Annotated in this window: 29 protein-coding genes; 8 read left to right on the forward strand and 21 right to left on the reverse strand. The window is 71.1% G+C overall.

Annotated features, from left to right (window positions below; all coding sequences use genetic code 11):
- Positions 1 to 3 precede the first annotated feature (3 nt).
- Positions 4 to 2,784 (forward strand): phosphoenolpyruvate carboxylase, encoded by a 2,781-nt coding sequence (gene ppc, locus J4N02_RS09035; RefSeq protein ID WP_243760764.1) that lies wholly within the window; start codon positions 4 to 6, stop codon positions 2,782 to 2,784.
- Between the two features lies 1 nt (position 2,785).
- Here the strand turns inward: ppc and J4N02_RS09040 are convergent, their stop codons facing one another.
- A complete protein-coding gene (locus tag J4N02_RS09040; protein ID WP_188333914.1) occupies positions 2,786 to 3,670 on the reverse strand; it encodes a tetratricopeptide repeat protein in 885 nt (294 codons plus the stop codon).
- Between the two features lie 74 nt (positions 3,671 to 3,744).
- On the opposite strand from J4N02_RS09040, the gene pgm reads away from it, so the two are divergent.
- Positions 3,745 to 5,373, forward strand: coding sequence for a phosphoglucomutase (alpha-D-glucose-1,6-bisphosphate-dependent) (gene pgm, locus J4N02_RS09045; RefSeq protein WP_188333913.1), 1,629 nt, complete (start codon positions 3,745 to 3,747; stop codon positions 5,371 to 5,373).
- A 24-nt stretch (positions 5,374 to 5,397) separates the two neighbouring features.
- On the opposite strand, the gene J4N02_RS09050 is transcribed toward pgm, so the two are convergent.
- Both J4N02_RS09050 and J4N02_RS09055 read right to left on the reverse strand, forming a co-directional pair.
- A complete protein-coding gene (locus tag J4N02_RS09050; RefSeq protein ID WP_182815179.1) occupies positions 5,398 to 5,937 on the reverse strand; it encodes a PH domain-containing protein in 540 nt (179 codons plus the stop codon).
- A gap of 1 nt (position 5,938) precedes the next feature.
- Positions 5,939 to 6,097 carry a hypothetical protein gene (locus J4N02_RS09055; RefSeq protein ID WP_188333912.1) on the reverse strand — a complete coding sequence of 53 codons (159 nt, stop codon included), beginning with the start codon at positions 6,095 to 6,097 and terminating at the stop codon, positions 5,939 to 5,941.
- 100 nt (positions 6,098 to 6,197) lie between these two features.
- Between J4N02_RS09055 and mce the strand changes: the two genes are divergently transcribed.
- The 3 genes from mce to J4N02_RS09070 all read left to right on the forward strand — a co-directional run bounded on the left by mce (position 6,198) and on the right by J4N02_RS09070 (position 9,167).
- The gene (gene mce / locus J4N02_RS09060) at positions 6,198 to 6,659 is read left to right on the forward strand and encodes a methylmalonyl-CoA epimerase (RefSeq protein WP_188333911.1); all 462 of its coding nucleotides are present in this window, start codon (positions 6,198 to 6,200) and stop codon (positions 6,657 to 6,659) included.
- Positions 6,660 to 6,789: 130 nt separating this feature from the next.
- Entirely contained in the window at positions 6,790 to 7,908 is a 1,119-nt protein-coding gene (locus J4N02_RS09065) for a DivIVA domain-containing protein (protein ID WP_188333910.1), read from the forward strand.
- Positions 7,905 to 9,167, forward strand: coding sequence for an AI-2E family transporter (locus J4N02_RS09070; RefSeq protein WP_188333909.1), 1,263 nt, complete (start codon positions 7,905 to 7,907; stop codon positions 9,165 to 9,167). The genes J4N02_RS09065 and J4N02_RS09070 overlap by 4 nt, the downstream gene beginning before the upstream one ends.
- Before the next feature lie 3 nt (positions 9,168 to 9,170).
- Here J4N02_RS09070 and nucS read toward each other — a convergent pair whose 3' ends face one another.
- Entirely contained in the window at positions 9,171 to 9,866 is a 696-nt protein-coding gene (gene nucS / locus J4N02_RS09075; protein ID WP_182815186.1) for an endonuclease NucS, read from the reverse strand.
- Positions 9,867 to 9,897: 31 nt separating this feature from the next.
- Between nucS and J4N02_RS09080 the strand changes: the two genes are divergently transcribed.
- Both J4N02_RS09080 and J4N02_RS09085 read left to right on the forward strand, forming a co-directional pair.
- Entirely contained in the window at positions 9,898 to 10,170 is a 273-nt protein-coding gene (locus J4N02_RS09080) for a hypothetical protein (protein WP_182815188.1), read from the forward strand.
- A 3-nt stretch (positions 10,171 to 10,173) separates the two neighbouring features.
- Positions 10,174 to 10,974 (forward strand): alpha/beta fold hydrolase, encoded by an 801-nt coding sequence (locus J4N02_RS09085; RefSeq protein ID WP_188333908.1) that lies wholly within the window; start codon positions 10,174 to 10,176, stop codon positions 10,972 to 10,974.
- Here the strand turns inward: J4N02_RS09085 and J4N02_RS17190 are convergent, their stop codons facing one another.
- Positions 10,975 to 11,667, reverse strand: coding sequence for a peptidylprolyl isomerase (locus J4N02_RS17190; protein ID WP_188333907.1), 693 nt, complete (start codon positions 11,665 to 11,667; stop codon positions 10,975 to 10,977).
- 28 nt (positions 11,668 to 11,695) lie between these two features.
- Here J4N02_RS17190 and J4N02_RS09095 point away from each other — a divergent pair, with 28 nt between their 5' ends.
- Positions 11,696 to 12,352, forward strand: coding sequence for a cob(I)yrinic acid a,c-diamide adenosyltransferase (locus J4N02_RS09095; protein ID WP_188333906.1), 657 nt, complete (start codon positions 11,696 to 11,698; stop codon positions 12,350 to 12,352).
- On the opposite strand, the gene J4N02_RS09100 is transcribed toward J4N02_RS09095, so the two are convergent.
- The 16 genes from J4N02_RS09100 to J4N02_RS09175 all read right to left on the reverse strand — a co-directional run bounded on the left by J4N02_RS09100 (position 12,349) and on the right by J4N02_RS09175 (position 25,219).
- Positions 12,349 to 12,753 (reverse strand): DUF2550 domain-containing protein, encoded by a 405-nt coding sequence (locus tag J4N02_RS09100; RefSeq protein WP_188333905.1) that lies wholly within the window; start codon positions 12,751 to 12,753, stop codon positions 12,349 to 12,351. The genes J4N02_RS09095 and J4N02_RS09100 overlap by 4 nt on opposite strands.
- A gap of 44 nt (positions 12,754 to 12,797) precedes the next feature.
- Positions 12,798 to 13,217, reverse strand: coding sequence for a F0F1 ATP synthase subunit epsilon (locus tag J4N02_RS09105; RefSeq protein WP_182815198.1), 420 nt, complete (start codon positions 13,215 to 13,217; stop codon positions 12,798 to 12,800).
- A 3-nt stretch (positions 13,218 to 13,220) separates the two neighbouring features.
- On the reverse strand, positions 13,221 to 14,663 hold the full coding sequence (gene atpD / locus J4N02_RS09110; RefSeq protein WP_188333904.1) for a F0F1 ATP synthase subunit beta: 1,443 nt from the start codon (positions 14,661 to 14,663) through the stop codon (positions 13,221 to 13,223).
- A gap of 17 nt (positions 14,664 to 14,680) precedes the next feature.
- On the reverse strand, positions 14,681 to 15,592 hold the full coding sequence (locus J4N02_RS09115; protein ID WP_188333903.1) for a F0F1 ATP synthase subunit gamma: 912 nt from the start codon (positions 15,590 to 15,592) through the stop codon (positions 14,681 to 14,683).
- Between the two features lies 1 nt (position 15,593).
- Entirely contained in the window at positions 15,594 to 17,228 is a 1,635-nt protein-coding gene (gene atpA, locus J4N02_RS09120) for a F0F1 ATP synthase subunit alpha (protein WP_188333902.1), read from the reverse strand.
- A gap of 58 nt (positions 17,229 to 17,286) precedes the next feature.
- Positions 17,287 to 18,081: a F0F1 ATP synthase subunit delta gene (locus J4N02_RS09125; RefSeq protein ID WP_182815205.1), complete on the reverse strand. Its 795-nt coding sequence runs from the start codon at positions 18,079 to 18,081 to the stop codon at positions 17,287 to 17,289.
- Entirely contained in the window at positions 18,078 to 18,617 is a 540-nt protein-coding gene (locus J4N02_RS09130; protein WP_182815207.1) for a F0F1 ATP synthase subunit B, read from the reverse strand. The genes J4N02_RS09125 and J4N02_RS09130 overlap by 4 nt, the downstream gene beginning before the upstream one ends.
- A 15-nt stretch (positions 18,618 to 18,632) precedes the next feature.
- Positions 18,633 to 18,860, reverse strand: a complete 228-nt coding sequence (locus J4N02_RS09135; protein WP_131168042.1) for an ATP synthase F0 subunit C — start codon at positions 18,858 to 18,860, stop codon at positions 18,633 to 18,635.
- 47 nt (positions 18,861 to 18,907) lie between these two features.
- On the reverse strand, positions 18,908 to 19,732 hold the full coding sequence (gene atpB / locus J4N02_RS09140; protein WP_182815209.1) for a F0F1 ATP synthase subunit A: 825 nt from the start codon (positions 19,730 to 19,732) through the stop codon (positions 18,908 to 18,910).
- A 104-nt stretch (positions 19,733 to 19,836) separates the two neighbouring features.
- On the reverse strand, positions 19,837 to 20,301 hold the full coding sequence (locus tag J4N02_RS09145; protein WP_182815211.1) for a hypothetical protein: 465 nt from the start codon (positions 20,299 to 20,301) through the stop codon (positions 19,837 to 19,839).
- A complete protein-coding gene (locus tag J4N02_RS09150) occupies positions 20,294 to 21,397 on the reverse strand; it encodes a glycosyltransferase family 4 protein (RefSeq protein WP_188333901.1) in 1,104 nt (367 codons plus the stop codon). Before J4N02_RS09150 ends, J4N02_RS09145 begins: the two co-directional genes overlap by 8 nt.
- A 1-nt stretch (position 21,398) precedes the next feature.
- The gene (locus J4N02_RS09155) at positions 21,399 to 22,037 is read right to left on the reverse strand and encodes an L-threonylcarbamoyladenylate synthase (RefSeq protein ID WP_188333900.1); all 639 of its coding nucleotides are present in this window, start codon (positions 22,035 to 22,037) and stop codon (positions 21,399 to 21,401) included.
- On the reverse strand, positions 22,034 to 22,873 hold the full coding sequence (prmC, locus tag J4N02_RS09160; RefSeq protein WP_182815216.1) for a peptide chain release factor N(5)-glutamine methyltransferase: 840 nt from the start codon (positions 22,871 to 22,873) through the stop codon (positions 22,034 to 22,036). The genes J4N02_RS09155 and prmC overlap by 4 nt, the downstream gene beginning before the upstream one ends.
- Positions 22,866 to 23,942 carry a peptide chain release factor 1 gene (gene prfA / locus J4N02_RS09165; RefSeq protein WP_182815218.1) on the reverse strand — a complete coding sequence of 359 codons (1,077 nt, stop codon included), beginning with the start codon at positions 23,940 to 23,942 and terminating at the stop codon, positions 22,866 to 22,868. The genes prmC and prfA overlap by 8 nt, the downstream gene beginning before the upstream one ends.
- Before the next feature lie 83 nt (positions 23,943 to 24,025).
- Positions 24,026 to 24,241, reverse strand: coding sequence for a 50S ribosomal protein L31 (gene rpmE / locus J4N02_RS09170; protein WP_182815220.1), 216 nt, complete (start codon positions 24,239 to 24,241; stop codon positions 24,026 to 24,028).
- A 138-nt stretch (positions 24,242 to 24,379) separates the two neighbouring features.
- Positions 24,380 to 25,219 carry a PRD domain-containing protein gene (locus J4N02_RS09175; protein ID WP_188333899.1) on the reverse strand — a complete coding sequence of 280 codons (840 nt, stop codon included), beginning with the start codon at positions 25,217 to 25,219 and terminating at the stop codon, positions 24,380 to 24,382.

Genomic DNA, 25,219 nt, shown 5'->3' on the forward strand with positions numbered 1-25,219 from the left:
GCCGTGACCGACCGCGAGCCCGCACTGTCCGCCATCGACCCCGAACTGCGCTCCGACGTCCGCCGCGTCTCGACGCTGCTGGGCGAGAGCCTCGTCCGCCAGGGCGGCCAGCGCCTCCTCGACCTGGTCGAGCAGGTGCGCGTCCAGGTCAAGCAGGCGCGCACCGAGTCCTCGCCGGACGCCGCGGCCGCGGCCCGCGACACCCTGACCGGCCTCGACCTGGACGACGCCACCGCGCTCGTGCGCGCGTTCGCCACCTACTTCCAGCTGGCCAACACCGCCGAGCAGGTGCACCGCGTGCGGTCCATCGACGCCGCAGAAGCGGACAGCGGCTGGCTCGAGCGGGCCGTCGCCGCGATCGTCGCCGAGGGCGGGCCGGAACTCCTGGCCGAGACCATCGGCGAGACCGACCTGCGCCCGGTGTTCACCGCCCACCCGACCGAGGCGTCCCGGCGGTCGGTGCTGCTCAAGCTCCAGGAGGTCGCCGATGTGCTCGCGGCCCCGTCCGCCGAGGGCTCGACCAGCCGCCGCCGCCAGGACCGGCTCCTGGCCGAGACCGTCGACCTGCTCTGGCAGACCGACGAGCTGCGCCTGGCCTCCCCCACGCCGGTCGACGAGGCCCGCAACGCGCTGTACCACCTCGACGCGCTGACCTCCGACGCGCTCCCCGCGGTGCTCGACGACCTCGCCGCGCTGTGCGGCGACCACGGCGTCGAGCTGGACGCCGCCGGCACGCCCGTGCGCTTCGGTTCGTGGATCGGCGGCGACCGCGACGGCAACCCCTTCGTCACCCCGGCGGTGACCCGCGAGGTGCTGCAGCTCCAGCACGAGCACGCGATCAGCCACGCGCTCGCCGTGGTCGACGGGCTGACCACCGACCTGTCGGTGTCGACACGCCTGGCCCCGGTCAGCGACGAACTGGCCGCCTCCCTACGCGAGGACCTCGCCAACCTGCCCGGCCTCGACAAGCGCGTGCTCGAGATCAACGCCGAGGAGCCCTACCGGCTCAAGCTCACCTGCGTGCGCGCGAAGCTGCTCAACACCCGCGCGCGCACCCGGTCGGGCGCGGCGCACGAGCCGGGCCGCGACTACGCCGACGGCGGCGAGCTGCTCGCCGACCTCGCGCTGGTCGCCGCGTCGCTGGAGGCCCACCATGGCCACCTGGCCGCCCACGGGCGCGTGCGCGCCGCGGTGCAGGCGGTCGCGGCGACCGGGCTGCACCTGGCCACCCTCGACGTGCGCGAGCACGCCGAGGCCCACCACGAGGCGGTCGGCGCGATCATCGACCACGTCGGCGAGGTGGCGGTCCCCTACGCCGACCTGAGCCGCGAGCAGCGCCGCCGGGTGCTGTCCACCGAGCTGGCCGCGCGGCGTCCCCTGACCGGGCCCAACCCGCCGCTGACGGGTCGCGCCGCGCGGACGTTCGGGGTGTTCGGCGCCATCCGTGAGGCCCAGCAGCGCTACGGCGCCGAGGTCATCGAGACCTACATCGTGTCGATGACCCAGGGCGTCGACGACATCCTCGCCGCGACGATCCTGGCCCGCGAGGCCGGGCTGGTCGACCTCCACGGCGGGGTCGACGGAGCGGGCGCCCACGCCGACATCGGTTTCGTGGCCCTGCTGGAGACCGTCGTGGAGCTGCGCGCCTCCGCCGAGCTCATCGACGGGCTGCTGTCCGACCCGTCGTTCCGCCGGCTGGTCGAGCTGCGCGGCGACCGGCTCGAGGTCATGCTGGGCTACTCCGACTCCAACAAGCAGGCGGGTGTGCTCACCTCGCAGTGGGAGATCCACCAGACCCAGCGGAAGCTGCGCGACGTGACCCGCCGCCATGGCGTCCAGCTGCGGCTGTTCCACGGCCGCGGCGGCTCGGTCGGGCGCGGCGGCGGCCCGACCTACGACGCGATCCTCGCCCAGCCCTACGGCGTGCTCGACGGGACGATCAAGTTCACCGAGCAGGGCGAGGTCATCTCCGACAAGTACGCACTCCCGGCGCTGGCCCGCGACAACCTGGCCCTCGCGCTGGCCGCCGTGCTCGAGAGCACCGCCCTGCACACCGCCCCGCGCCAGTCGGCGGACGCGCTGGCCCGCTGGGACGCCGTGCTGCAGCTCGCCTCCGACGCCGCCTTCGACGCCTACGCCGCGCTGGTGTCGGACCCCGACCTCCCCGCCTACTTCGTGGCCAGCACCCCGGTGGACCAGCTGGGCGCGCTCAAGATCGGCTCCCGGCCGAGCAAGCGCCCCGACTCGGGGGGCGGCATCGAGGGCCTGCGCGCGATCCCGTGGGTGTTCGGCTGGACGCAGAGCCGCCAGATCATCCCCGGCTGGTACGGGGTGGGTTCGGGCCTGCGCGCGGCCCGCGAGGCCGGGCACGCCGAGGATCTGGCCGAGATGCTGGGCCAGTGGCACTTCTTCGCAGCGGTCGTCTCCAACGTGTCGATGACCCTGGCCAAGACCGACCTCGAGGTGGCCGCGCACTACGTCGACTCGCTGGTGCCGGCCGAGCTGCGGCAGGTCTTCGACACCATCCGTGCGGAGTTCGAGCTCACGGTCGAGGAGGTGACCCGCCTCACCGGCGAGGCCACCCTGCTCGACCGTCAGCCGCGCCTGCAGCGCACGCTGGCCGTGCGCGACCAGTACCTCGACCCGATCAGCTACCTGCAGGTCGAGCTGCTGCGCCGCGTCCGGGCGCTGGACGCCGCGGGCGACGAGGTGCCCGCCACCCTGCAACGGGCCCTGCTCGTCACCGTGAACGGCGTCGCGGCGGGCCTGCGCAACACCGGGTAGCTCAGAACAGCGCGGTCGTCAGGTTCCGCCGGGCGGTCAGCACGGCGGGGTCGGCGTGGCCGACGGTCTCGAACAGCTCCAGCAGGCGGGTGCGCGCCTTGTCGCGCGCGGGCCCGGCGTTGAGCCGCACGGCCTCGACCAGGCGGGCGAAGGCCGGCTCCAGCTGGCCGCCGGCGACCTCGAGGTCGGCCATGGCCATCTGGGCGTCCACATCGGCCGGGTCGGCGGCCGCTCTCGCCTGCACGTCGGCGGGGTTCGCGCCGCCCAGCCGCACCATGAGGCTCGCCTGCGCCCGGCCCGCGGACGCCTCGGCGTCGGCCGGGTTGGCGGCCAGCAGCTTGTCGAACTCCTCCACGGCCGCGGCGAAGTCGCCGCGGTCGAGGGCCGCGTCGGCGGCCTCGAAGCGGGGGTCCGGCCCGGCGGCGGCCTCGGGGTCGGCGATGATCGGCTGCGCGCGGCCGGACAGGCCGTTCTGGTGGGCCAGCATGACCAGCTGGTCGATGACCGCCTTGGCCTGCGCCTTGTCCGTGGTGCCCTGGAACATCGGGGCGAGTTGTCCGGCGACCACGCCGACGACCATGGGTACGGCGGTGACCTGCAGGGCCTGCGCCACGGTGGGCGCCTCGTCCACGTTCACCCGCACGAGCAGGTACGCACCCGCGGCCTCGTTGGCCAGGCTCTTGAGGTCAGCCGACAGTTGGGCGGCGTTCGGCGCGCGCGGCGACCAGAACTCGACCACGAGGGGGTGCTGCATCGACTGGGCGAGGTGGGACTCGAAGGAGCGGTCATCGGCCTCCACCCACCACACGGCACCCGCGGGGGCGGGCGGGGCGGGCTTGAGCGCGGACAGGTCGATGGCTCCACCACGGAACGGCACAGAAGTCATGGGACCATTCTTCCACCGCGCCCCAATCGCACCGAACCGTGCCCGCGGCGTCCGCGAAGGGGCAAGATGGTGACATGGTTCACGCACGCGCCGGGCAGTTGGCACTGCCAGAAGACCTCACCGACATCGACGCCCTCATCGCGGCCTACTACGACCTGGTCCCCGACCCGGGCAACCCCGACCAGATGGTCGTGTTCGGCACGTCCGGTCACCGCGGCTCCTCGCTCAGGACCGCCTTCAACGAGGCCCACATCGCCGCGACCACGCAGGCGATCATCGAGTACCGCGCGGGCCAGGGCATCACCGGCCCGCTGTTCATCGGCAAGGACACCCACGGCCTGTCGCTCCCCGCCTGGAAGACGGCGCTGGAGGTCCTCCACGCCCATGGCGTGGACGTCCGCGCCGAGCGTGAGGACGAGTACACCCCGACCCCGGCCGTCTCGCGCGCGATCATCGTGTTCAACCGCGACCACTCCGGCCCCCGCGCCGACGGCATCGTGGTCACGCCGTCGCACAACCCGCCGACCGACGGCGGCTTCAAGTACAACCCGCCGCACGGCGGCCCGGCCGACAGCGACGCCACCTCGGTGATCGCCAAGCGGGCCAACGAGCTGATGGCGGACTGGACGTCGATCAAGCGGACGCCCTACGAGCAGATCGCCGGCGAGATCACCCGCCACGACTACCGGACGCCCTACTGCGAGGACCTGGCCAACATCATCAACCTGGACGCCATCCGCGGCGCCGGGCTGAACATCGGGGCCGACCCCATGGGCGGCGCCGCCGTGCAGTACTGGGAGTACATCGCCGACACGCTGGACATCGGCCTCTCGGTGGTCAACCGCGTGGTCGACCCCGCGTGGCCGTTCATGACCCTGGACTGGGACGGCAAGATCCGCATGGACTGCTCCAGCCCGCACGCGATGGCGTCGCTGATCAACAACCGCGACTCCTACGACCTGTCGACCGGCAACGACGCGGACGCCGACCGGCACGGCATCGTGACCCCCGACGCGGGACTCATGAACCCGAACCACTACCTGGCGGTGGCCATCCAGTACCTGTTCAGCCACCGCGACGGCTGGGACCCGGGCGCGGGCATCGGCAAGACCCTGGTCTCCAGCTCGATGATCGACAACGTGGCTCGCAAGCTGGGCAAGACGCTGGTCGAGGTGCCGGTGGGCTTCAAGTGGTTCGTGCCAGGCCTCTCCGACGGCTCGATCGGCTTCGGCGGCGAGGAGTCGGCGGGCGCGTCGTTCCTGACGCTGGACGGCAAGACGTGGACGACCGACAAGGACGGCATCATCCTCGACCTGCTGGCCTCCGAGATCCTGGCCGTCACCGGCAAGACCCCGAGCCAGCACTACGCCGAGCTCGAGGCCGAGTTCGGCAAGACCGCGTACGCGCGCATCGACGCGCCGGCGAACCGGGAGCAGAAGGCCAAGCTGGGCAAGCTCTCCCCCGCCGACGTGACGGCCACCGAGCTGGCCGGCGAGGCCATCGTGGCGAAGATGACCGAGGCCCCCGGCAACGGGGCGTCCATCGGTGGGCTGAAGGTCGTGACCGAGAACGCGTGGTTCGCCGCGCGCCCGTCGGGCACGGAGGACGTCTACAAGATCTACGCCGAGTCCTTCAAGGGCTCCGAGCACCTCGCGCAGGTGCAGAAGGAGGCCAAGGAGGTCGTGGACGCCGTCCTCGGCTGAGGCCAGTGTCCGGCGCCCGGGTGGTCAGACGCCGTCGAACTCGTCGACGGGCTCCATCCGGGCGCGCAGGCCGGCGCGCTGGATGACGCGCTGGATCGTGAGGTCGCGCCGCTCGATGTGCGGCACGAAGTTGATCTGCTTCAGGCCCTGGTCCTGCGCCGCCGACTCGAAGACGAAGTGGCCGTAGCCGAGGAGCTGGCCCAGGAACGTCTGGCGCACCGAGATGTCGAGGATGCGCGCGATCGGCATCGTCGCCATGTGCTGGTCGACGATGCCGTGCACGCGGAACACCCGCATGTTCGTGATGACGAAGCGGTCCATGAACTCGAGGTGGATCCGGTAGAAGCCGTACCCGCCCAACCCCAGGCCGAGCAGCAGGCCGACCCACCAGCCGGCGCCGAGCAGCGGCATGACGGCGAAGCACGCCATGCCGGCGATGACGATGAGCACGGGGACCACGCGTGTCACCCAGTGGCGCGTGACCTCGTCGACGATGAACTCGCCCTCGTCGACCAGCATCCGGCGCGACGCCTCGGGGCGCAGGAATCGCGACAGGAGCGCCATGTCACCCTCGCGCGAGCGAGTCGAAGAACCGACCGATCGAGTCGAAGATCCCGAAGATGAACTTCACGAACTCCGCCGCCGCCTCGGGGCGCGTGTAGAGGTAGAAGATCGCGAACATGACGAGCAGGGCGAGCAGGATCGTGCGGATCCATTTACCCATGGCGGCCTCCAGGGGGAAGTCTGGTTCGGACGGCGTTACCCGGTCAGTCTGCCGCACGCGGGCGTCCCCGGCTGTGCGGCGCGCCGCCGGGAGTGGGAGGATGGGGGCCATGGACAACACCGATCTGTTTGTGTGCATCGACCACGTCGGCCTCGCGGTTCCGAACCTCGACGAGGCCATCAAGCTCCACACCGAGGTCTTCGGCTGGCGCGTGCTCCACCGCGAGACCAACGAGCAGCAGGGCGTCGAGGAGGCGATGCTGGGTACTGGCGACCAGCACGTCGAGAACGCCCAGATCCAGCTGCTCGCCCCCCTGTCCGAGCAGTCGACCATCGGCAAGTGGCTCGCCAAGAACGGCGGACGCGGTGGCATCCAGCAGCTGGCCTACCGCGTCAAGGACATCGACGCCGTGTGCGCGACCCTGCGCGAGCGTGGGGTGACCCTGCTGTACGACGAGCCGAAGATCGGCACCGGCGGCTCCCGCATCCAGTTCGCGCACCCCAAGAGCACCGGCGGCGTCCTGCTCGAGCTCGTCGAGCCGGCCGCCGACGCCGCCCACTGACTGCGACAACCCCAGCGGAAGGGCCCGCCCGACTTCGTGTCGGGCGGGCCCCGTCGTCCCACCACCCGTCACGGGCGCGGGGTACCATCAGGATCACCCGATCGGCATGACCCCGCGAGAGGACGCAGCGGTGACCCACGAGCAAGACCACCACGGACTCGACCTGTTCGACGAGAACGCGAGCGCCGTCCGCGGCTTCCCCAACGCGATGCTCGGTTACGACAAGAAGGCCGTCGACGAGTACATCCGCGACCTCGAGCGCCAGCTCTCCCTGGCCAAGCACCAGATGCGCGAGGTGCAGCGCGAGCTGACGGCGGCCAACCTCCGCGTCGACGACACCGATTTCAGCAAGCTGGGCGCCCACACCGCCAACCTGCTCAAGGTCGCCGAGGCCCAGGCCGGCGACCTCATGCAGAAGGCACGCTCCCGGGCCGAGTCGATGCTGGAGGAGGCGCGCGTCGAGGCCGAGCGCACCCGCAACGAGGCCGCCCAGACCGCCGAGGCCGCCCGGCAGGAGGGCATCGCCTCGATCAAGGTGCTCCGCACCGACCTCGAGCGCCAGACCACCCAGGAGCTGGACGCCGCCCGCACCGAGGCCAAGGGCCTGCGCGAGGCCGCCGACACCCACCACTCGATCGTGCTCGCCGACGCCGAGCAGAAGGCGAACGCCCTGGTCGAGGGCGCCAGGCGCGAGGCCGCCGCGATCAAGGAGGCCGCAGAGCGCGAGGCCGCCGAGGCGCGCGCCGCCGCCGCGGCCGCACACGAGCAGGCCCTCGCGACGTTCCACACCGAGCACGCCGCGGTGTCCGAGAAGATGACGACCGCGACGGCCGAGGCGCGCACGCGCTCGGAGGAGCTCCTCGCCGCCCTGACCCAGGCGTCGGAGGACCTGCGCGGTCGCCTCCAGTCCGCGTGGGCCGAGGCCGAGGACATCAAGGCCGGCGCGATCTCCGAGGCCGCCGCGATCGTCGCGCAGGCCCGCGCCGACGCCGAGGACAAGCTGACCGAGACCGACGCTGAGCTGGCCGCCCGCAACGACCGCCTCAAGCAGGACAACCGCCTCCTGCGCCAGCGCAAGCAGGCGCTGCTCACGCAGCTGGCCCAGCTGTCGAGCCTGGCCACCGAGACGGCCAGCGAGTTCCCCGAGGACGAGGCCACCGGCCCGATCCCGGCCGCCCTGGTCGCCGAGCCCGAGGTGGGCGGCGACGAGGCCGTCGACGAGACCCCCGAGGACCAGGACGGTCAGTGACCCCGTCCACCCTGCCCGACCCGCAGGAGGACCCGCGCGAGGAGTCCGCGCCCGAGTCCCCGTCGTCGGCCGCGCCCGCCCCGGCCCCTGCCCAGGTCCCGCCCGAGGCCGTCACCACGGCCGCCCCGCCCCGCAAGTGGTGGCGCAGGCTGCGTCGCACCAGCCAACTCACCCCCGCCGACCCCGAGCGTGAGCTCGCGGCGATGGCGATCCCCGCGGGCCCCACGAGCCTGCTCTACCGCTCGCCCTTCCAGATCGGCTTCCTGATCACGCTGGGCGGGTTGGTGGCGTTCGGGCTGCTGGGCGCCGTCGTGGCCCTGCAGGGCGTGCTGATCCTCGGCGTCCTGTCCCTGTTCCTGGCCCTCGGCCTCAACCCGCTGGTCGAGGCCCTCCACCGCGCCGGCGCACCCCGCGGCCTGGCCGTGGCCATCGTCGCGCTGTCCCTGGTGGTCCTCATCGGGCTGGGCGCCTGGGCCGTGCTGCCGCTGCTGACCGACCAGGTCAACATCCTGATCCAGAATACGCCCGGGTACCTCCAGGGCCTCCGCGAGAACCCCCAGGTCGCCGAGTTCGACCGCCAGTACGACGTGATCAACCGGGTGAGCCAGATGTTCACCTCCGGGGCCTGGGTCGAGGGGCTCTTCGGCGGCATCCTCGGCGCCGGCGCGGCGATCGCCAACGTCGTGTTCAGCGTCGTCGTGACGCTGGTGCTGACCCTGTGGTTCCTCGCCTCGCTGCCCTCGATCAAGGAGACCATCTACCAGCTCGCCCCGGCCTCGCGCCGCCCGCGGGTGAAGTACCTGGCCGGCGAGATGTTCCGCCGGATCGGGGGCTACATGTCGGGCCTGTTCACCGTGGTCCTGCTCGCGACCGGGTCGGCCTTCGTCCTCCTCAACGCCGTGGGGCTCGGCTCGCTGTCGCTGGCCCTGGCGGTCGTCGTGGCGATGTTCGCCTTCATCCCCCTGGTCGGCCCCACGATCTCCATGCTCATCGTGAGCCTGGTCGCGTTCTCCAACGACACCACCACCGGCATCATCACGCTGGTGTTCTTCATCGTCTACCAGCAGGTGGACGCCTACCTGCTCCAGCCGCGGATCTTCCAGAAGTCCGTCAACGTCCCCGGCCCCCTGATCGTGCTGGCCGCCATCAGCGGCGGCGTGCTGTTCGGCATCGCCGGGGCGCTCCTGGCGATCCCCACCGTGGCCTCGCTGCTGCTGGTCTACCGCGAGGTCATCGTCCCGGCGCTCGACCGCGCCTGAGGGCTAGAACAGGCGGTCCTCGGCGTCGTCGATCCCGCGCAGCGCGTCGTAGTCGACCGTCACGCAGTTGATCCCCCGCGCCGCCGCGACCACGCGCGCCTGCGGCTTGATCTGCTGCGCGGCGAAGACACCCTGCACCGGCCGCAGGTGCGGGTCGGCGTTGAGCAGCTCCAGGTAGCGCGACAGCTGCTCCACCCCGTCGATCTCGCCGCGCCGCTTCACCTCGACGGCCACGTGCGCGCCGTCGGCGTCGCGGAACAGGATGTCGACCGGGCCGATCGCGGTCATGTGCTCGCGCCGGACCAGCGTCCAGCCCTCGCCGAACGTGGCGGGGTTGTCGGCCAGCAGCGCCTGCAGGTGCGCCTCCACGCCGTCCTTGACCAGACCCGGGTCGACGCCCAGCTCGTGGGAGCTGTCGTGCAGCACCTCGGCGATCGAGACGACCAGCTTGTCACCGTCCTTGTTCGCGACCTCCCAGCGCTGCGCCAGGCCGGCCTGGTCGGGGTCGGCCGGGTCGGCGTCCCGCATCGTGATCGAGCAGGGCGGGTTCATCCAGTTCAGCGGCTTGTAGGCGCGGTCGTCGGCGTGGATCGAGATCGAGCCGTCGGCCTTGAGCAGGATCAGCCGCGTCGCCATCGGCAGGTGCGCCGATAGGCGGCCGGCGTAGTCGACCTGGCAGCGGGCAATCATGAGACGCACCCGGGGAAGCCTACCCGGTACGATCGGCCCCATGGCCCGACGTCCCAGCAAGCACCTGCGCCCCGCGCGGCCGCTGTCGACGTCCCTGTCGCGGGCCGAGACCAAGCGCGACGGCACGTGGGTCGTCCAGTCGGTGGTGGGTGGGCGCTCCGAGAAGGAGTACACCTGCCCCTCCTGCCACCGTGTCATCCCGGCCGGTGCCGCGCACGTCGTCGCCTGGCCCCGGACGCCGCACGTCGGGGCGTCCTCGGCCGTCGAGGACCGGCGGCACTGGCACACCGCCTGCTGGAGCCGAAGGGGCTGAGCCGTGGAGCTGCACACCACCACCATCGGTCGAGGGACGCCGCGGGTCGCCTACCTGCATGGACTGCTGGGCCAGGGCAAGAACCTGGCCACGGTCGCCAAGGCCGTCTCGGCGTCCGACCCCGGCCTGCTGTACGACCTGCCCAACCACGGCCGCAGCCCCTGGACCGAGGGCTTCGGCTACGCCTCGATGGCGGACGCCGTGGCCGCCGACCTGCGCGACCGGCTCGGCCACGGTACCCCGGTCACCGTGCTCGGGCACTCGATGGGCGGGAAGACCGCGATGGCGCTGGCGCTGCGGCACCCCGACCTCGTCCGGGGCCTCGTGGTGGCCGACATCGCGCCCGACGACTCCTCGCACGGCTACGGCTTCCACCGCCTCATCGGCGCCCTGAAGGACCTCCCCCTCGACCGCGTGGGCAGCCGGCAGGACGCGGACGACCTGCTCGCCCCGTCCGTGCGCGACGCCGGAGTGCGTTCGTTCCTGCTGCAGAACCTGTACCGGACGCCGCAGGGCTGGGGCTGGCGCGCCAACCTGGACCTGCTGGCCGAGTCGCTGCCGTTGATCAGCGGCTGGCCCGCCGGCGTCCGGGGCACCTACGACGGGCCCGTGCTGTGGCTGCGCGGGGCCGACTCCGGGTACGTGACGGAGGAGCACGTCCCGGTCATGAAGGAGCTGTTCCCGCGCGCCCGGCTGGTGACCATCAAGAACGCCGGGCACTGGCTGCACGCCGACCAGCCCGAGGCGGTCGCCCAGTCGGTCGGGATGTTCCTGGCCAGCCTGCGGCCCCAGCTCAGCGCGTGATCAGCCGCTGACCACCGACCGGATCACGGTCGGCAGGTTGGGCTTGCCGGTGCCGTCGGGGTACTGGGCGTCGTGGCCCTGGAACGCCCGGTCGGCGATGACCTGGTTGCTGGCCTCGTCGAGGTGGCCGAACACCGTGTAGTTGGGCGGGAGCGGCGTGTCCTCGAAGACGAAGAAGAACTGCGAGCCGTTGGTGTTGGGGCCGGCGTTCGCCATCGCGAGGGTGCCCGCGGGGTACGTCCGGGTCTGGCCCAGCTCGTCGTCGTAGGTGTAGCCGGGGCCGCCCCGGCCGGTACCCGTCGGGTCGCCGCACTGCAGGATGAAGATGCCGGTGGTGGACAGCCGGTGGCACTCGGAGCCGTCGTAGTAGCCCTGCGCGGCGAGGCTCTCGAAGGAGTTCACCGTGCAGGGGGCGGCCTCGCGGTCGAGCGTGGCGACGACCTTCGCGTCGCCGAGGTCGATGGTCACCGTGGCGGTGCCCTTGGCGGGGACGTCGGTGCCGTTCGGCGGGTCGACCGGCTTCGCGGGCGTGCCGCCCGGCCGGTAGGTGCAGGTGACCGTTTCGGGGCCCTCGCCGGGCGCCCTGGGCGTCTGCCGGGTCTGGTTCAGCCCCTGCGGCGGGGTCGTCGCGCACCCGGCGGTGGCGAGCAGGACGAGGACGGCGGAGGCGGCGGCGAGGCGGCGGAGGATCACGGTCCCACCTCACATTAGGGTGGGTGCCATGGTCAACTTGACGCGCATCTACACCCGCACCGGCGACGCCGGGACGACCCGCCTCTCCGACATGTCGACGGCGCGGAAGACCGACCTGCGCGTCGAGGCGTACGGGCACGTGGACGAGGCGAACGCGGCCGTGGGGCTGGCCGTCACGCTGGGCGGGCTGCCCGATGCGGTCGTGGGCGTGCTGCGCGAGGTCAGCAACGAGCTGTTCGACGTCGGGGCGGACCTGTCCAACCCGCTGGTCACCGAGCCGAAGTGGGAGCCCCTGCGCATCACGCAGGGCAGCATCGACCGGCTCGAGGCCTGGTGCGACGAGTTCTCCGAGCCCCTGCCCGACCTGGTCTCGTTCATCCTGCCCGGGGGGACGCCGGGGGCCGCGTACCTGCACCTCGCCCGGACCGTGGTCCGTCGCGCCGAGCGCGCGGGCTGGGCCGCGGCCGACGCCTACGGTCTGGAGGCCACCGACGGAGAGGAGCCCGGCGGCGTCAACGTCCTGGCGCTCACCTACCTCAACCGGCTGAGCGACCTGTTGTTCATCCTCGGGCGGGCCGCCAACGAGGGCGTGGGCGACGTGCTGTGGATCCCGGGCAAGGACCGCGAGCCGCTCGGCGAGCGCGCGCGTCGGCAGCGGGAGAAGATCGAGAGGGCCCAGGGCTAGGGGCCGCCTGGGCGTCCCGCCTCGGTCCAGGAGGAGAAGGCGGTCAGGTCCTGGCGGTCCATCGCCAGCATCGTGCCCTCGTGGGCGCCGCCCAGCTCGGTCACGACGTGGCCGTCGTAGAGCTCGGCCGCCTCGCCGGGCTCAGGGGTGCGCACGCGCAGGACCCTGGTCTCGTGCCGGTGGAAGACCACCTTCGGGCGCAACGAGAGGCTGAACACCCGGTACCACTCGAGGTCCTCGTCCCGGAAGCGGGCGACCCCGAGGGTCCAGCCGGAGGACGTGGTGCCGCTGCGCCGCAGGGAGCACTCGAAGACCCGTCCGCGCCCGGCGAGCCAGCGCCGCCGGACGATGAGCCAGACAACGGGGATGAGCAGCACCGCGGCCAGCAGACCGACCGCCATCGCGGTCCAACTCCACCAGTCGGGCACTGCTCACCCCCGCTTCGTCAGTTGCGGCCGGCCGCCTTCTGGGCGGCTCGCACCTGCGCACTGGCTCGATGGTAGTGCTGCATCGTCTCGGTGCTCACGTCACCCTCCTCGAGGGCGAGCTGGGCCTTGGCCAGCTCGCTCTCGGCCTCGGGCAGCGAGATCTCGCGAGCCATGCGTGCGTAACCGTTCAGCAGCGACACACGGTTGTCGGACACCGACATGAACCCGCCGTCGACGGCCACGACCTCACGCTTGCCCTCGGTGGTGAACACCTCGGCGGCGCCGGGGACCAGGATGCCCAGGAAGGGCTCGTGGTTCGCCATGATGCCGATGTCGCCCTCGGTCGTGCGGGCGATCACCTGCACAGCGTCGCCTTCCCAGATGAGGCCTTCGGCGCTGACGACCTCGACCCGCAACGGGGTGGAGTCGAACGCCATGCCTCAGCCCTCCTTCTGGATGCGGTCCCAGTTCTCCATGACCATGTCCATGCCACCGACGTTGAAGAAGGCCTGCTCGGCGATGTGGTCGACCTCGCCGTTGCAGATCATCTTGAACGACTCGATGGTGTCGGCCAGCGGAACGGTCGAACCCTCGATCTGGGTGAACTTGGTGGCCATGTAGGTGTTCTGGCTCAGGAACTGCTGGATGCGACGGGCGCGGCCGACGACGATCTTGTCCTCCTCGGACAGCTCGTCGACACCGAGGATCGCGATGATGTCCTGCAGCTCCTTGTTGCGCTGGAGGATCTGCTTCACGCGGGTCGCCGTGTCGTAGTGGTCCTGGCCCACGTACTGCGGGTCGAGGATGCGGCTCGTCGAGGTCAGCGGGTCCACGGCCGGGTACAGACCACGCGAGGCGATGTCACGCGACAGCTCGGTCGTGGCGTCCAGGTGGGCGAACGTCGTGGCCGGGGCCGGGTCGGTGTAGTCGTCGGCGGGCACGTAGATGGCCTGCATCGAGGTGATGGAGTGACCACGCGTCGAGGTGATGCGCTCCTGCAGCTGACCCATCTCGTCGGCCAGGTTGGGCTGGTAACCCACGGCGGAGGGCATGCGACCCAGCAGGGTCGAGACCTCGGAGCCAGCCTGGGTGAACCGGAAGATGTTGTCGATGAAGAGCAGCACGTCCTGGTTCTGCACGTCGCGGAAGTACTCCGCCATCGTCAGGGCCGACAGGGCGACGCGGAGGCGGGTGCCCGGCGGCTCGTCCATCTGGCCGAAGACCAGGGCGGTGTCCTTCATGACGCCGGCCTCGATCATCTCGTGGATCAGGTCGTTGCCCTCACGGGTGCGCTCCCCCACGCCGGCGAACACCGAGGTGCCACCGAAGTTGTGGGCGATGCGGAAGATCATCTCCTGGATGAGGACGGTCTTGCCGACGCCAGCGCCGCCGAACAGGCCGATCTTGCCACCCTTGACGTACGGGGTCAGCAGGTCGAGCACCTTGATGCCGGTCTCCAGCATCTCGGTCTTGGGCTCGAGGTCCTCGAACTTCGGGGCCGGGCGGTGGATCGGCCAGCGCTCGTTGATCTCGACGCCGGAGATGTCCTCGTTGAGGCAGTCACCGGTCACGTTCCAGACGCGGCCCTTCGTGACGTCACCCACGGGCACGGAGATCGGGGCGCCGGTGTCGACGACCTCGGTCCCGCGGCGCATGCCGTCGGTGGGCTTCAGGGAGATGGCGCGGACGATGTTGTCGCCGACGTGCAGCGCGACCTCGGCCGTGATCTCACGGGAGAGCTCGCCGGCGTCGATCTTGATCTTCACCGCGTTCATGATGTCGGGCATCTGGTCGGCGGGGAACTCGACGTCCACCACCGGGCCGATGACACGCGCAACGCGGCCGACACCGGTCGTGGTGGGGTTCTCAGCAGTCAGGGTCATGGTTGCCTCTCTCGCCTTTAGTGCTCGGCGCTCGCCTCGGCGAGCGCGCTGGCGCCACCGACGATCTCGGTAATTTCCTGGGTGATCTCGGCCTGGCGCGCCTGGTTCGCCTCGCGCGTCAGGGACTCGATGAGTTGCTGTGCGTTGTCGGTGGCCGACTTCATGGCGCGCTGCTGGCTCGCCAGGATCGACGCCGCCGTCTGCAGCAGGTAGAACCACACGCGGCTGCGCACGTACAGCGGCATGAGCTCGTCCAGCACCGTCTTGGGGTCGGGCTCGAACTCGTACTGGGGGATGTGGTCGCGCTCACCGAGCTCGGCCACACCCTCGACGACCTCCATCGGCAGCAGCCGGCGGACGCGCGGGGTCTGGGTCAGCATCGACTCCATGCGGGTGTAGACCGCGTGGATCTCGTCGACCCCGCCCTCCTCGTGCGGCGTGAGGAAGTCCTCGATCAGCACAGCGGCGATCTCGTGGGCGTTCGCGAACGTCGGCGCGTCGCTGAAGCCCTCCCACGTGCGGACCATCTCGATCTGGCGGAACTTCATGTACGCCATGCCCTTGCGGCCCACGACGTAGCGCTTGACCTCCATGCCCTGGTCCTCCAGGCGCGTGCGCATCTGCGCCGCCACCTTGAGGACGTTGGAGTTGAAGGCACCGTTCATGCCGCGGTCGGACGTGAACACCACGAGCGCCGCGCGACGGGGCTTCTCGACCTGCGTCGTCAGCGGGTGGTCCAGGTTGCGGGTGTGCGTCGCCAGTGCCGACACCGCGCGGTTGAGTTCGCGGGTGTACGGCAGCGCACGACGCGCAGCCTGCTGGGCCCGGATCACCTTCGACGCAGCGATCAGCTCCATCGCCTTGGTGATCTTCTTCGTCGCCGTCACCGACTTCCGTCGCTGGCGGAGCTCTCTCAGACTCGAAGCCATGTCAGCGCTTCTGGACCACGATCTTCTCGGCGTCGACGTCGTCGTCGCCCAGGGACTTGGACTCGCCCTCGCCCACCGGGGCCTGCTGCGACGAGGTCTTGAACTGCTGCTTGACCTTGCCGATCTCGGCCACGACGGCGTTGGCGGTGTCGTCGTCCCACTTCTGGGTCTCGGCGATGGTGGCCAGGATCGGCGTGTTGCGGCGCAGGTGCTCCAGCAGCTCGGACTCGAAGCGTAGGACGTCCTCGACGGGGATGTCGTCGAAGTGGCCGTTGGTGCCGGCCCACACGGAGACGACCTGGTCCTCGACCGGGTACGGCTGGTACTGGCCCTGGCGCAGCAGCTCGGTGAGGCGGGCGCCCCGGTCGAGCTGGCGGCGGGAGGCCGCGTCGAGGTCGGACGCGAACATCGCGAACGCCTGCATGTCGCGGTACTGGGCCAGGCCGATCTTCAGCGTTCCGGCGACACCCTTCATGGCCTTGATCTGCGCGGCACCACCGACGCGGGACACGGAGATACCGACGTCGATCGCGGGGCGCTGGTTGGCGTTGAAGAGGTCGGACTGCAGGAAGATCTGGCCGTCGGTGATCGAGATCACGTTGGTCGGGATGTACGCCGACACGTCGTTGGCCTTCGTCTCGATGATCGGCAGGCCGGTCATCGAACCGCCACCCAGCTCGTCGGAGAGCTTGGCGCAGCGCTCCAGCAGGCGGGAGTGGAGGTAGAAGACGTCACCGGGGTACGCCTCGCGGCCCGGGGGACGACGCAGCAGCAGCGACATGGCGCGGTAGGCCTCGGCCTGCTTGGTCAGGTCGTCGAAGATGATCAGGACGTGCTTGCCCTGGTACATCCAGTGCTGGCCGATCGCGGAACCCGAGTAGGGCGCGATGTACTTGAAGCCGGCGGGGTCGGAGGCCGGGGCGTGCACGATGGTGGTGTACTCCATCGCGCCGGCCTCCTCCAGCGTCTTGCGCAGCGCGGCGATGGTCGAGCCCTTCTGGCCGACCGCGACGTAGATGCAGCGCACCTGCTTCGTGGGGTCGCCGGAGGCCCAGTTGGCCTTCTGGTTGATGATCGTGTCGATCGCGATGGCCGTCTTGCCGGTCTTGCGGTCGCCGATGATCAGCTGGCGCTGGCCGCGGCCGATCGGGATCATCGCGTCGATGGCCTTCAGGCCGGTCTGCAGCGGCTCGCGGACCTCCTGGCGGTCCATGACGCCGGCGGCCTGGAGCTCGAGCGTCCGGCGCTCGGGGATGTCGGTGAGCTCGCCGAGGCCGTCGATGGGGTTGCCCATCGCGTCGACCGTGCGGCCGAGGTAGCCGTCGCCCACCGGGACGGAGAGAACCTCGCCGGTGCGGCGCACCTGCGAACCCTCCTCGATGCCCTCGGAGTCGCCGAGCACGACGACACCGATCTCGCGGACGTCCAGGTTGAGGGCGATGCCGAGCGTGCCGTTGGCGAACTCGAGCAGCTCGTTGGCCATGGCCGAGGGCAGGCCCTCGACGCGGGCGATGCCGTCACCCGAAGTCACGACGGTGCCGACCTCCTCGCGGGTGGAGGTGTCCGGCGTGTAGTTGGAGACAAACCGGTCAAGGGCGTCCCGAATCTCGTCGGGACGAATGGTCAGATCCGCCATGTCGAATGCGTTCCTTCGCTGCTTCGCTGCTTGCTTGAAATCAGGTCTGGGTTGGCCCTCAGGCCAGCTTGCGCTGCGCGTCGGTCAGACGCCCAGCAACCGTGCCCTCGATGACCTCGTCACCCAGGGACACACGGACACCGCCTACGACGGTGGGGTCGATCACCACGCGCACGTTGACCTCACGACCCACCTGGCGGGAGAGGGCGGCCCGGAGGCGCTCCTCCTGCTCGGGGGCGAGGGGCTGTGCCACGGTGACGGTCGCCACCGCGCGCTCGCGCAGTTCTGCTGCTGCCTTGAGGTAGCCCTCGACCGTGAGGTCGAAGGTCCGCTGGCGTGCCGCGACCGCTCGCTTCGCGAGGCGGGCCACGCTCGGGAGCACCTTGCCCGACAGGAGGCCGGCGAGGAGTTCCTCACGGCCCTCGATCGGGGCTCGGCGGTCCCCCAGCGCACGACGCAGCTCGGGGTTGGCGTCGACCAGTCGCTCGACCTTGAAGAGCTGGTCCTCCAGCTCGTCGAGCCGGCCGGCGTCCTGCGCGGTGCGGAGCAGGGCGCGGACGCCCTGGCGCTCCAGCGCCGCGACGAAGGAGCCCGCCGTGCCCCAGCGGGCACGGGCAGCCTCCGTCAGGACGGCCACCGCAGCCCCGCTCACGCGGTCCCCGAACAGCGACTGCGTGAGCTGGGAGCGCACCTCGTCCGGCGTGGACGGGTCGGTCAGCGCACGGCGGAGGGAGGGCTGGGCGCCCACGGCCTCCACGACGGCGAACAGCTCGTCGGCCAGGGCCTCGGAAGCGGGTTGCCTGTCCAGGACACCGTCCAGGGCCTTCAGTCGGGACTCGGCGGCTGCGCTCATGCCTGCTCCACCGGCTGGGACTCGAGGTCGGCGATGAAGCGGTCCACCGTGCGGCGGGCGCGAGCGTCGTCATCGAGGGACTCGCCCACGATGCGGCCGGCCAGGGTCGTGGCCAGACCACCGATCTCGGTGCGGAGCGAGCTCACCGCGGCGGCGCGCTCGGCCTCGATCTGCGCCTTGGCGTTGGCGAGGAGGCGGCTGCTCTCCTCGGTCGCCTGCTGGCGCATGTCGGCCACGATCGCGGCGCCCTGGGTCTTGGCCTCCTCGCGGATCCGCGAGGCCTCCTCCCGTGCCGTGGCGAGCTGGGCCTTGTACTCCTCCAGTGCGGCAGCGGCTTCGGCCTGGGCGGCCTCCGCCTTCTGGATCCCGCCCTGGATGGCGGCCGTGCGCTCGGCGTACGTCTTCTCGAACATCGGCACGACCACCTTCCACATCACCGCGAGGATGATGGCGAAGAGGATCAGGCCGACGAAGAGCTCCTCGATGTGCTCCGGGAGGAGCGGACCAAGAGGAGATTCACCTGCGAGGGGCAGCATGTGTCAACCCTCAGGTCAGCTGAGCACGAAGGCGAGGGCGATGCCGATGATGGCGAGCGCCTCGACCACGGCGAAGCCGATCCACGCGGTGCCCATCATGGCGCCACGGGCCTCGGGCTGACGCGCGGTGCCGTTGATGACCGACGCGAAGATCCAGGCCACACCGAGGGCCGGGCCGAGGGTCGCCAGCGCGTAGCCGATCATGTTGATCGAGCCGTTGATCTCCAGGAGGGAGAGGAGCATGGTTCGTTCCTTTCGGATGGTTTCTTTCTGACGAAAGCTCTGGTGGTTTAGTGGTCTTCGGCGATGGCCGAGGACACGTACTGGGCGGTCAGGACGGTGAAGATGTAGGCCTGGATCGAGCCGACCAGCAGCTCGAGGGCGAAGATCGCGAAGCTGAACAGGATCGAGACCACGCCGGCGACGTTGAGCAGCGGGATCGGGAAGCCGCCGAGGTTCTCGGTGGCGGTCAGCAGGAGCGTGCCACCGACGACGAACACCACGATGACGAGGTGGCCGGCGAACAGGTTGGCGAAGAGACGCAGGCCCAGCGTGAGCGGCCGGACGATGATGTTGGAGAGGAACTCCAGCGGGATGATCAGGGGCCACAGGAACTTCGGGACGCCGGCCGGGAGGGTGGCGTGCTTGAGGTAACCGAAGAGGCCGTGCTTCTTGATGCCCGCACCGTTGTAGACGACCCATGCGACGAGGGCCAGGCCCCAGGCGAAGCCGATCTTGGAGAAGGTCGGGAACATGAAGAGGAAGAACTGCCCGAAGAGGTTGTTCACCAGGATGAAGGAGAACAGCGTCAGCAGCAGGGGCAGGTACTTGCGGAACTCGGGCCCGAGGATGTCACGGGCGATGCCGTTGCGGACGAAGTCGTACACGAACTCGCCGACGGCCTGCTTCTTGCCGGGGACGATCGACTGGCCCCGCGCCATCCACAGCCAGAAGCCGATCACCAGGATCGCACCGATGACCGCCTGCGCGGCGTGGTTGGTCAGCCAGCCGGACTCGACGCCCGGGAAGAGGTAGCGCGAGCCGAAACTGTGCTCGCCGGGAGGCCAGGACGCCTCTCCCTCCAGCGGAAGGATCAGCCCGTTGAGCCCACCCATTGCGCCTCCTTGCATCAACCTTCGCTGGACATGCTCCCGAGGATTTCGGGCATTCCTCGGGGTGCGGTCAGGACTCTAGCAACGCCTTTGCCGCGGAGTCACATTCAACTTCGCCGTGAGATCTCCGACGGTTCGTCGTAGACGAGCACCCGCATGCGGGAGAACCGCCACAGCTCCAGGGCCAGCCAGCCCATCACCGTGGCGATGGTCGAGACGAACAGGGCGACCGGGTCGAGCCACGCCCAGCGCTCGGCGTTGGCGAGCACGGCGGCCAGCCCCAGCCCCAGGAGGCTGACGCGGGTCACGTAGGAGGCGAACCAGGCGAACAGCACGACCTTGGGCGAGGCGTCCGCCACCGCGAGCTGGACGCCGAGCGCGATCGTGTAGAAGGCGATCGTCACCGCCGCGCCGATGGCCGCGGTGGCGGCCGACTGCGTGCCGCCGAGCGCCAGGAACAGCCCCACCACCGTGAGTGCGGCCACGTGGCCGCCCACGAGCCCGGCGACGAGCAGCTCCTGCGCGCGGCGGGTGTTCTCGCTGATCGGACGCCGCGGCGCTCGCTCACGCATGTCCCACGCTCCTGTCCCGGTTGCGGAAGGTGAGGGCGGCCGCGACGGCCAGCCCGACGGGGAGCACCAGCCACGCCCACCAGGCGTCGGTGATCCCGATCAGCACGACGCCGAAGGCGATGACCGCCGACCACAGCCACAGCAGGGCCACGGCGACCCGGTGGGAGTGGCCCAGCTCCAGCATCCGGTGGTGCAGGTGCTGCTTGTCGGCCTGGTACCAGAGCCGGCCCGCGAGCGTCCGGCGCACGTAGGCGCTCACCAGGTCGATGAACGGCAGGGCCATCGCGGCCAGGGGCAGGAGGAGGGGAAGGTATGAGGAGATGAGCGCTCCCCCGCTGGCGTTGAGCCGCGAGGGGTCGAGCTGGCCGGTGAGGCTGATCATCGACGTGGCCAGCAGGAAGCCCAGCAGCATCGAGCCCGAGTCGCCCATGAACATGCGCGCGCGATGGATGTTGTGGGGCAGGAAGCCCAGGCACACCCCGACGAGCGCCACGGTGAGCAGCGAGGCCGTGGTGGCACGGACGAGCTCCTGCTCGTAGCTGAGCAGGTAGGCGTACACGAAGAAGGCGCCCGCACCGATGCCGACGACCCCGGCGGCGAGCCCGTCCAGCCCGTCCATGAAGTTGATCGCGTTGACGCAGACGAGGATGACGAACACCGCCACCGCGGTGGCGGCGACGTTGTCGAGGGCGATGATCCGGTCCGGCAGCGGGATCCAGTAGAACTTCACCCCGTTGAGCACCACGATGCCCGCGGCCAGCGTCTGGCCGGCGAACTTGGGGATCGCCCCCAGCTCGAACATGTCGTCGACGACGCCGACCGTGCAGATCAGCGCGGATGCCCAGAACACGGCCCACGCGTCGCGCTGGACGAGCTCGAAGCGGCCGAGCCAGGGCAGGTTCGTGGCCAGGATGAGCGCCGCGGTGGTGCCCGCGAGCATCGCGACCCCGCCGAAGTACGGGATCGGGGTGGTGTGCACGTCGCGGTCGCGGACGAGGGCGACGGCGTTGTAGCGGAACGCCAGCCGGCGCGCGAGGCTGGCCCCGACGTAGGTCACGCCGGCGGCCACCAGCAGCACCAGCAGGTACTCGCGCACCTCAGTCCTCGATCAACCCGGGGACGGCCTCGTTGAGCTGGGCGGAGGTGATCCGGCCCTCGCGCAGGACCCGGGCCCGGGGGCCGGTCAGGTCCACGATCGTCGAGGGGACGGGCCCACCCATCTCCCCCGCGTCGAGGTACACCGAGCAGGAGTCCCCCAGCTGGGCGACGGCGGCGTCGACGGTGAGCGCGGGCTCCTCGCCGTGCACGTTGGCGCTGCTCACCGCGAGGGGCCCCGTCCGGCGCAACAGCTCACGGGTGAAGTCGTGGTCGGGGACCCGCACCGCGATGGTCGCGCCCCGCTCCCCCAGGTCCATCCGCAGGGTCTCGCGCGCGTTGAGCACGACGGTCAGGGCGCCGGGCCAGAAGGCGGCGGCCAGGCCGTCGAGGCGCTCGTCCGTGCCGGTCGCCAGCGCGCGGACCATCCCGACCTCGGCGACGAGCACCGGCGGGGGGAAGTCGCGGCCGCGCCGCTTGGCGTCCAGCAGGCGCTGCACGGCCGCGCCCGACGTCGCCTGTGCCCCGACCCCGTACACGGTGTCGGTCGGCAGGACGATCACCTCGCCCGCCGCCACCGCGGCCGTGGCCGCGGCGTGGGCCGCCTCGGCGTCGGAGATGTCGATGACAGTGTGGTTCACGCGCCCATCCTGCCACCCCGCCGGGCGGTCACGAACCGGGGCCGGTCCGTGAGGTCGCGGTGGTCGGCCACGTGCGTGAAGGACCCCTGCCGCACGAACACCTCCGGGGCCGAGGCCTCCTGCACCTCGGCGTGCTCGGCGCACACCCAGCCGCCGGGCCGGAGCAGGCGGGCGGCCACGTCGGCGACGACGCGCATGGCGTCCAGCCCGTCGGCGCCCGACACCAGCGCCAGCGCAGGGTCGAAGTCGCGCACCTCGGCGGGCACGTCGGCCCAGTGGTCCAGCGGCACGTAGGGAGGGTTGGCCACGACCAGGTCGACGGTCCCGTCGAGGTCGGCGAAGGCGTCCGCCATGTCCCCCAGCCGCGCGTCGACGCCGAGGCCGGCCAGGTTGCGCTCGAGGTAGGCGAAGGCGTCCGAGGACAGCTCGACGCAGTGGTACGTGGCCGCGGCGCCGAACTCGGTGGCCAGCGCCTTGGTGATGGCCCCCGATCCGGCGCACAGCTCGACGACGAACGGCGCGTCGACCTCGGCCATCCGCTCCAGCGCCCAGCCCGTCATCACCTCGGTCTCGGGGCGCGGGATGAACACCCCGGGGCCGACCTCGAGGTCGACCGTGCGGAACGGGGCGGTGCCCGTCACGTGCTGCAGGGGCTCGCCGGCCTCCCGGCGCGCCACCAGCCCCTCGAGGCGGGCGACGGTCGCGGCGTCCGGCGGGTCGGCCACCAGCAGGCGGGACAGGTCGGTGCCCAGGACGTGGGCGAGGAGGATGCGCGCCTCGTGGGCCGGGACCCGGCGGGACAGCCGCGCGACGAGGGCCGAGACCGACTCAGGCACCGGCGGCACCGAGGCGCTCGGCCAGGTCCGCGGCCTGCAGGGCCTCGACGACCCCGGACATGTCGCCGCCGAGCACGGCGTCGAGGTTGTGCGCCTTGTAGCCGATGCGGTGGTCGGCGATGCGGTTCTCGGGGAAGTTGTAGGTGCGGATCCGCTCGGAGCGGTCGACCGTGCGCACCTGCGACTTGCGGGCACTGGACGCCTCGGCCGCGGCCTGCTCCTCGGCCAGGGCGGCGAGGCGCGCCTTGAGGATGCGCAGGGCGGAGGCCTTGTTCTGCAGCTGGCTGCGCTCGTTCTGGCAGGTCACCACCAGTCCGGTGGGCAGGTGGGTCAGGCGCACGGCGGAGTCGGTGGTGTTCACACCCTGGCCGCCCTTGCCGGAGCTGCGGTAGACGTCGACGCGCAGGTCGTCCTCGGAGACCTCGACGTCGGCGTCGTCCTCGACGTCGGGCATCACCAGCACGCCGGCGGCCGACGTGTGGATGCGGCCCTGGGTCTCGGTGACCGGGACGCGCTGCACGCGGTGGACCCCACCCTCGAACTTGAGCACGCCGTAGGGCGAGTCGTCGGGTCCCGCGCTCGCGCTCCCCTTCACCGCCATGGTGAGCGACTTGATGCCGCCCAGGTCGGTCTCGGTGGAGTCGAGGACCTCGACCTTCCAGCCACGCTGCTCGGCGTACTTGCTGTACATCCGGAACAGGTCGCCGGCGAACAGGGCCGACTCCTCGCCGCCCTCGCCCGACTTGATCTCCAGCAGCGCGTCGAGGGAGTCGTGCGGGTCGCGGGGGGCCAACATCTCGGCGAGGCGCGTGGAGGACTCCCCCAGCCGCGCCTCCAGGTCGACGGCCTCCTCGGCGAACGCCGGGTCGTCGGCGGCCAGCTCGCGCGCGGCCTCGAGGTCGGCTGTCAGCGTGTCGTGCTCGGCCAGGGCGCGCACGATGGGCGTGAGCTCGGAGTAGCGCCGCCCGACGCGGCGCGACAGGGCCATGTCGGAGTGCGTGGCCGGGTCGGCCATCTGCGCCTCGAGCGAGGCGTACTCCTCGCGCAGCGCGTCCGCGTTGGTGAACATCGAGGGCTCCTGCTCCGCCGTGGGTGGTCTGGCAAACACGACGCCGGGTGCCAGCTCGTGCTGGCACCCGGCGTGCGGATGGACTAGTTGCCCTTCTTGGCGCCGTAGCGCTTCTCGAAGCGGGCGACGCGACCACCGGTGTCGAGGATCTTCTGCTTGCCCGTGTAGAAGGGGTGGCACTCGGCGCAGACCTCGGCGCGGATGGTGCCGCCCTTGGCGGTCGAGTGGGTGGTGAACGTGTTGCCACAGGTGCAGCTGACCTGGGTCTCCACGTAGTCCGGGTGGATGCCCTGCTTCATGAACGTCTCCTTGCGATGGTGTCGTACCGGGTCGCCGAACGGGATTGACCGGGCCATGGGGCCCTGGGCGTGAACCGGCACCGAGGGTCAAGTATGCCGCACGCGCGCCCGTCGCCCAAATGCGCGGCCGGCGTGCCGTCAGGCGGCCGTCTCGGTGACCCGCGCCACGTGCAGCGCGAGGTAGGAGACCTCGTCGTCGGTGAGCGGCGAGCCCAGCCGTAGCTCCACGATGGACGCCAGCCGCTCGGCGCACGCGACGGCCCGGGGGTAGGCCGCGCGGATGGCGCCGCCCACCGGGGAGTGCTGCTGGTCGAGCTGCTCGTGCTGCTCGATCCGGACGAACAGGTAGCGCAGGTGGGTCACGAACCGCCCGACGCTCACGCACCCCGGGTCGAGCTCGAGGCCGTAGGACTGGCCGATGACGTCCATCATCTGCTGGATGACGCCGGTCATCGTGTAGGTCCACGACAGGTCCCCGGACGCGAAGCCCGCGTTGACCAGGTGGAGGGCCAGCGCGACGGCCTCTGCGTCCGGGAGCGGTTCGTCGCTGCGCGCGTTGATCGCGGCGAGCAGCGCGCGGGCCTGCGCGTACTCCCCCGCGTACAGGTTCTTCACCTCGGCGACCACGGGGTACTCCACGGCCACGCCCAGGCGCTGGCGGCGCAGGGCGAAGCTGACGTGGTCGGCGAGGGCGATGACGAGGGTCGGGCTGGCGGACGCCCTGGCGTCCAGCCCGGCCTCGGCCAGGGCCTCCCCGACCAGCTGGACGTGCTCGGGCGGGATGCCTGCCAGGAGCTCGGCCAGGTGGTCGGGGTCGCGGCCGTCGGCCGGGATGAAGGTGCGCGTCACCAGCGTCGGGTCGACGGTCCGTCCCGGCCGGGCCTGGAAGCCCAGGCCCCGGCCGGTCAGGATCACCTCCCGACCCGCGCCGTCCCGGGCGAGGACGACGTTGTTGTTGAAGACGCGCAGGATCTCCAC

The organism is Propioniciclava sp. MC1595 (assembly GCF_017569205.1).
Lineage (GTDB): Bacteria > Actinomycetota > Actinomycetes > Propionibacteriales > Propionibacteriaceae > Propioniciclava.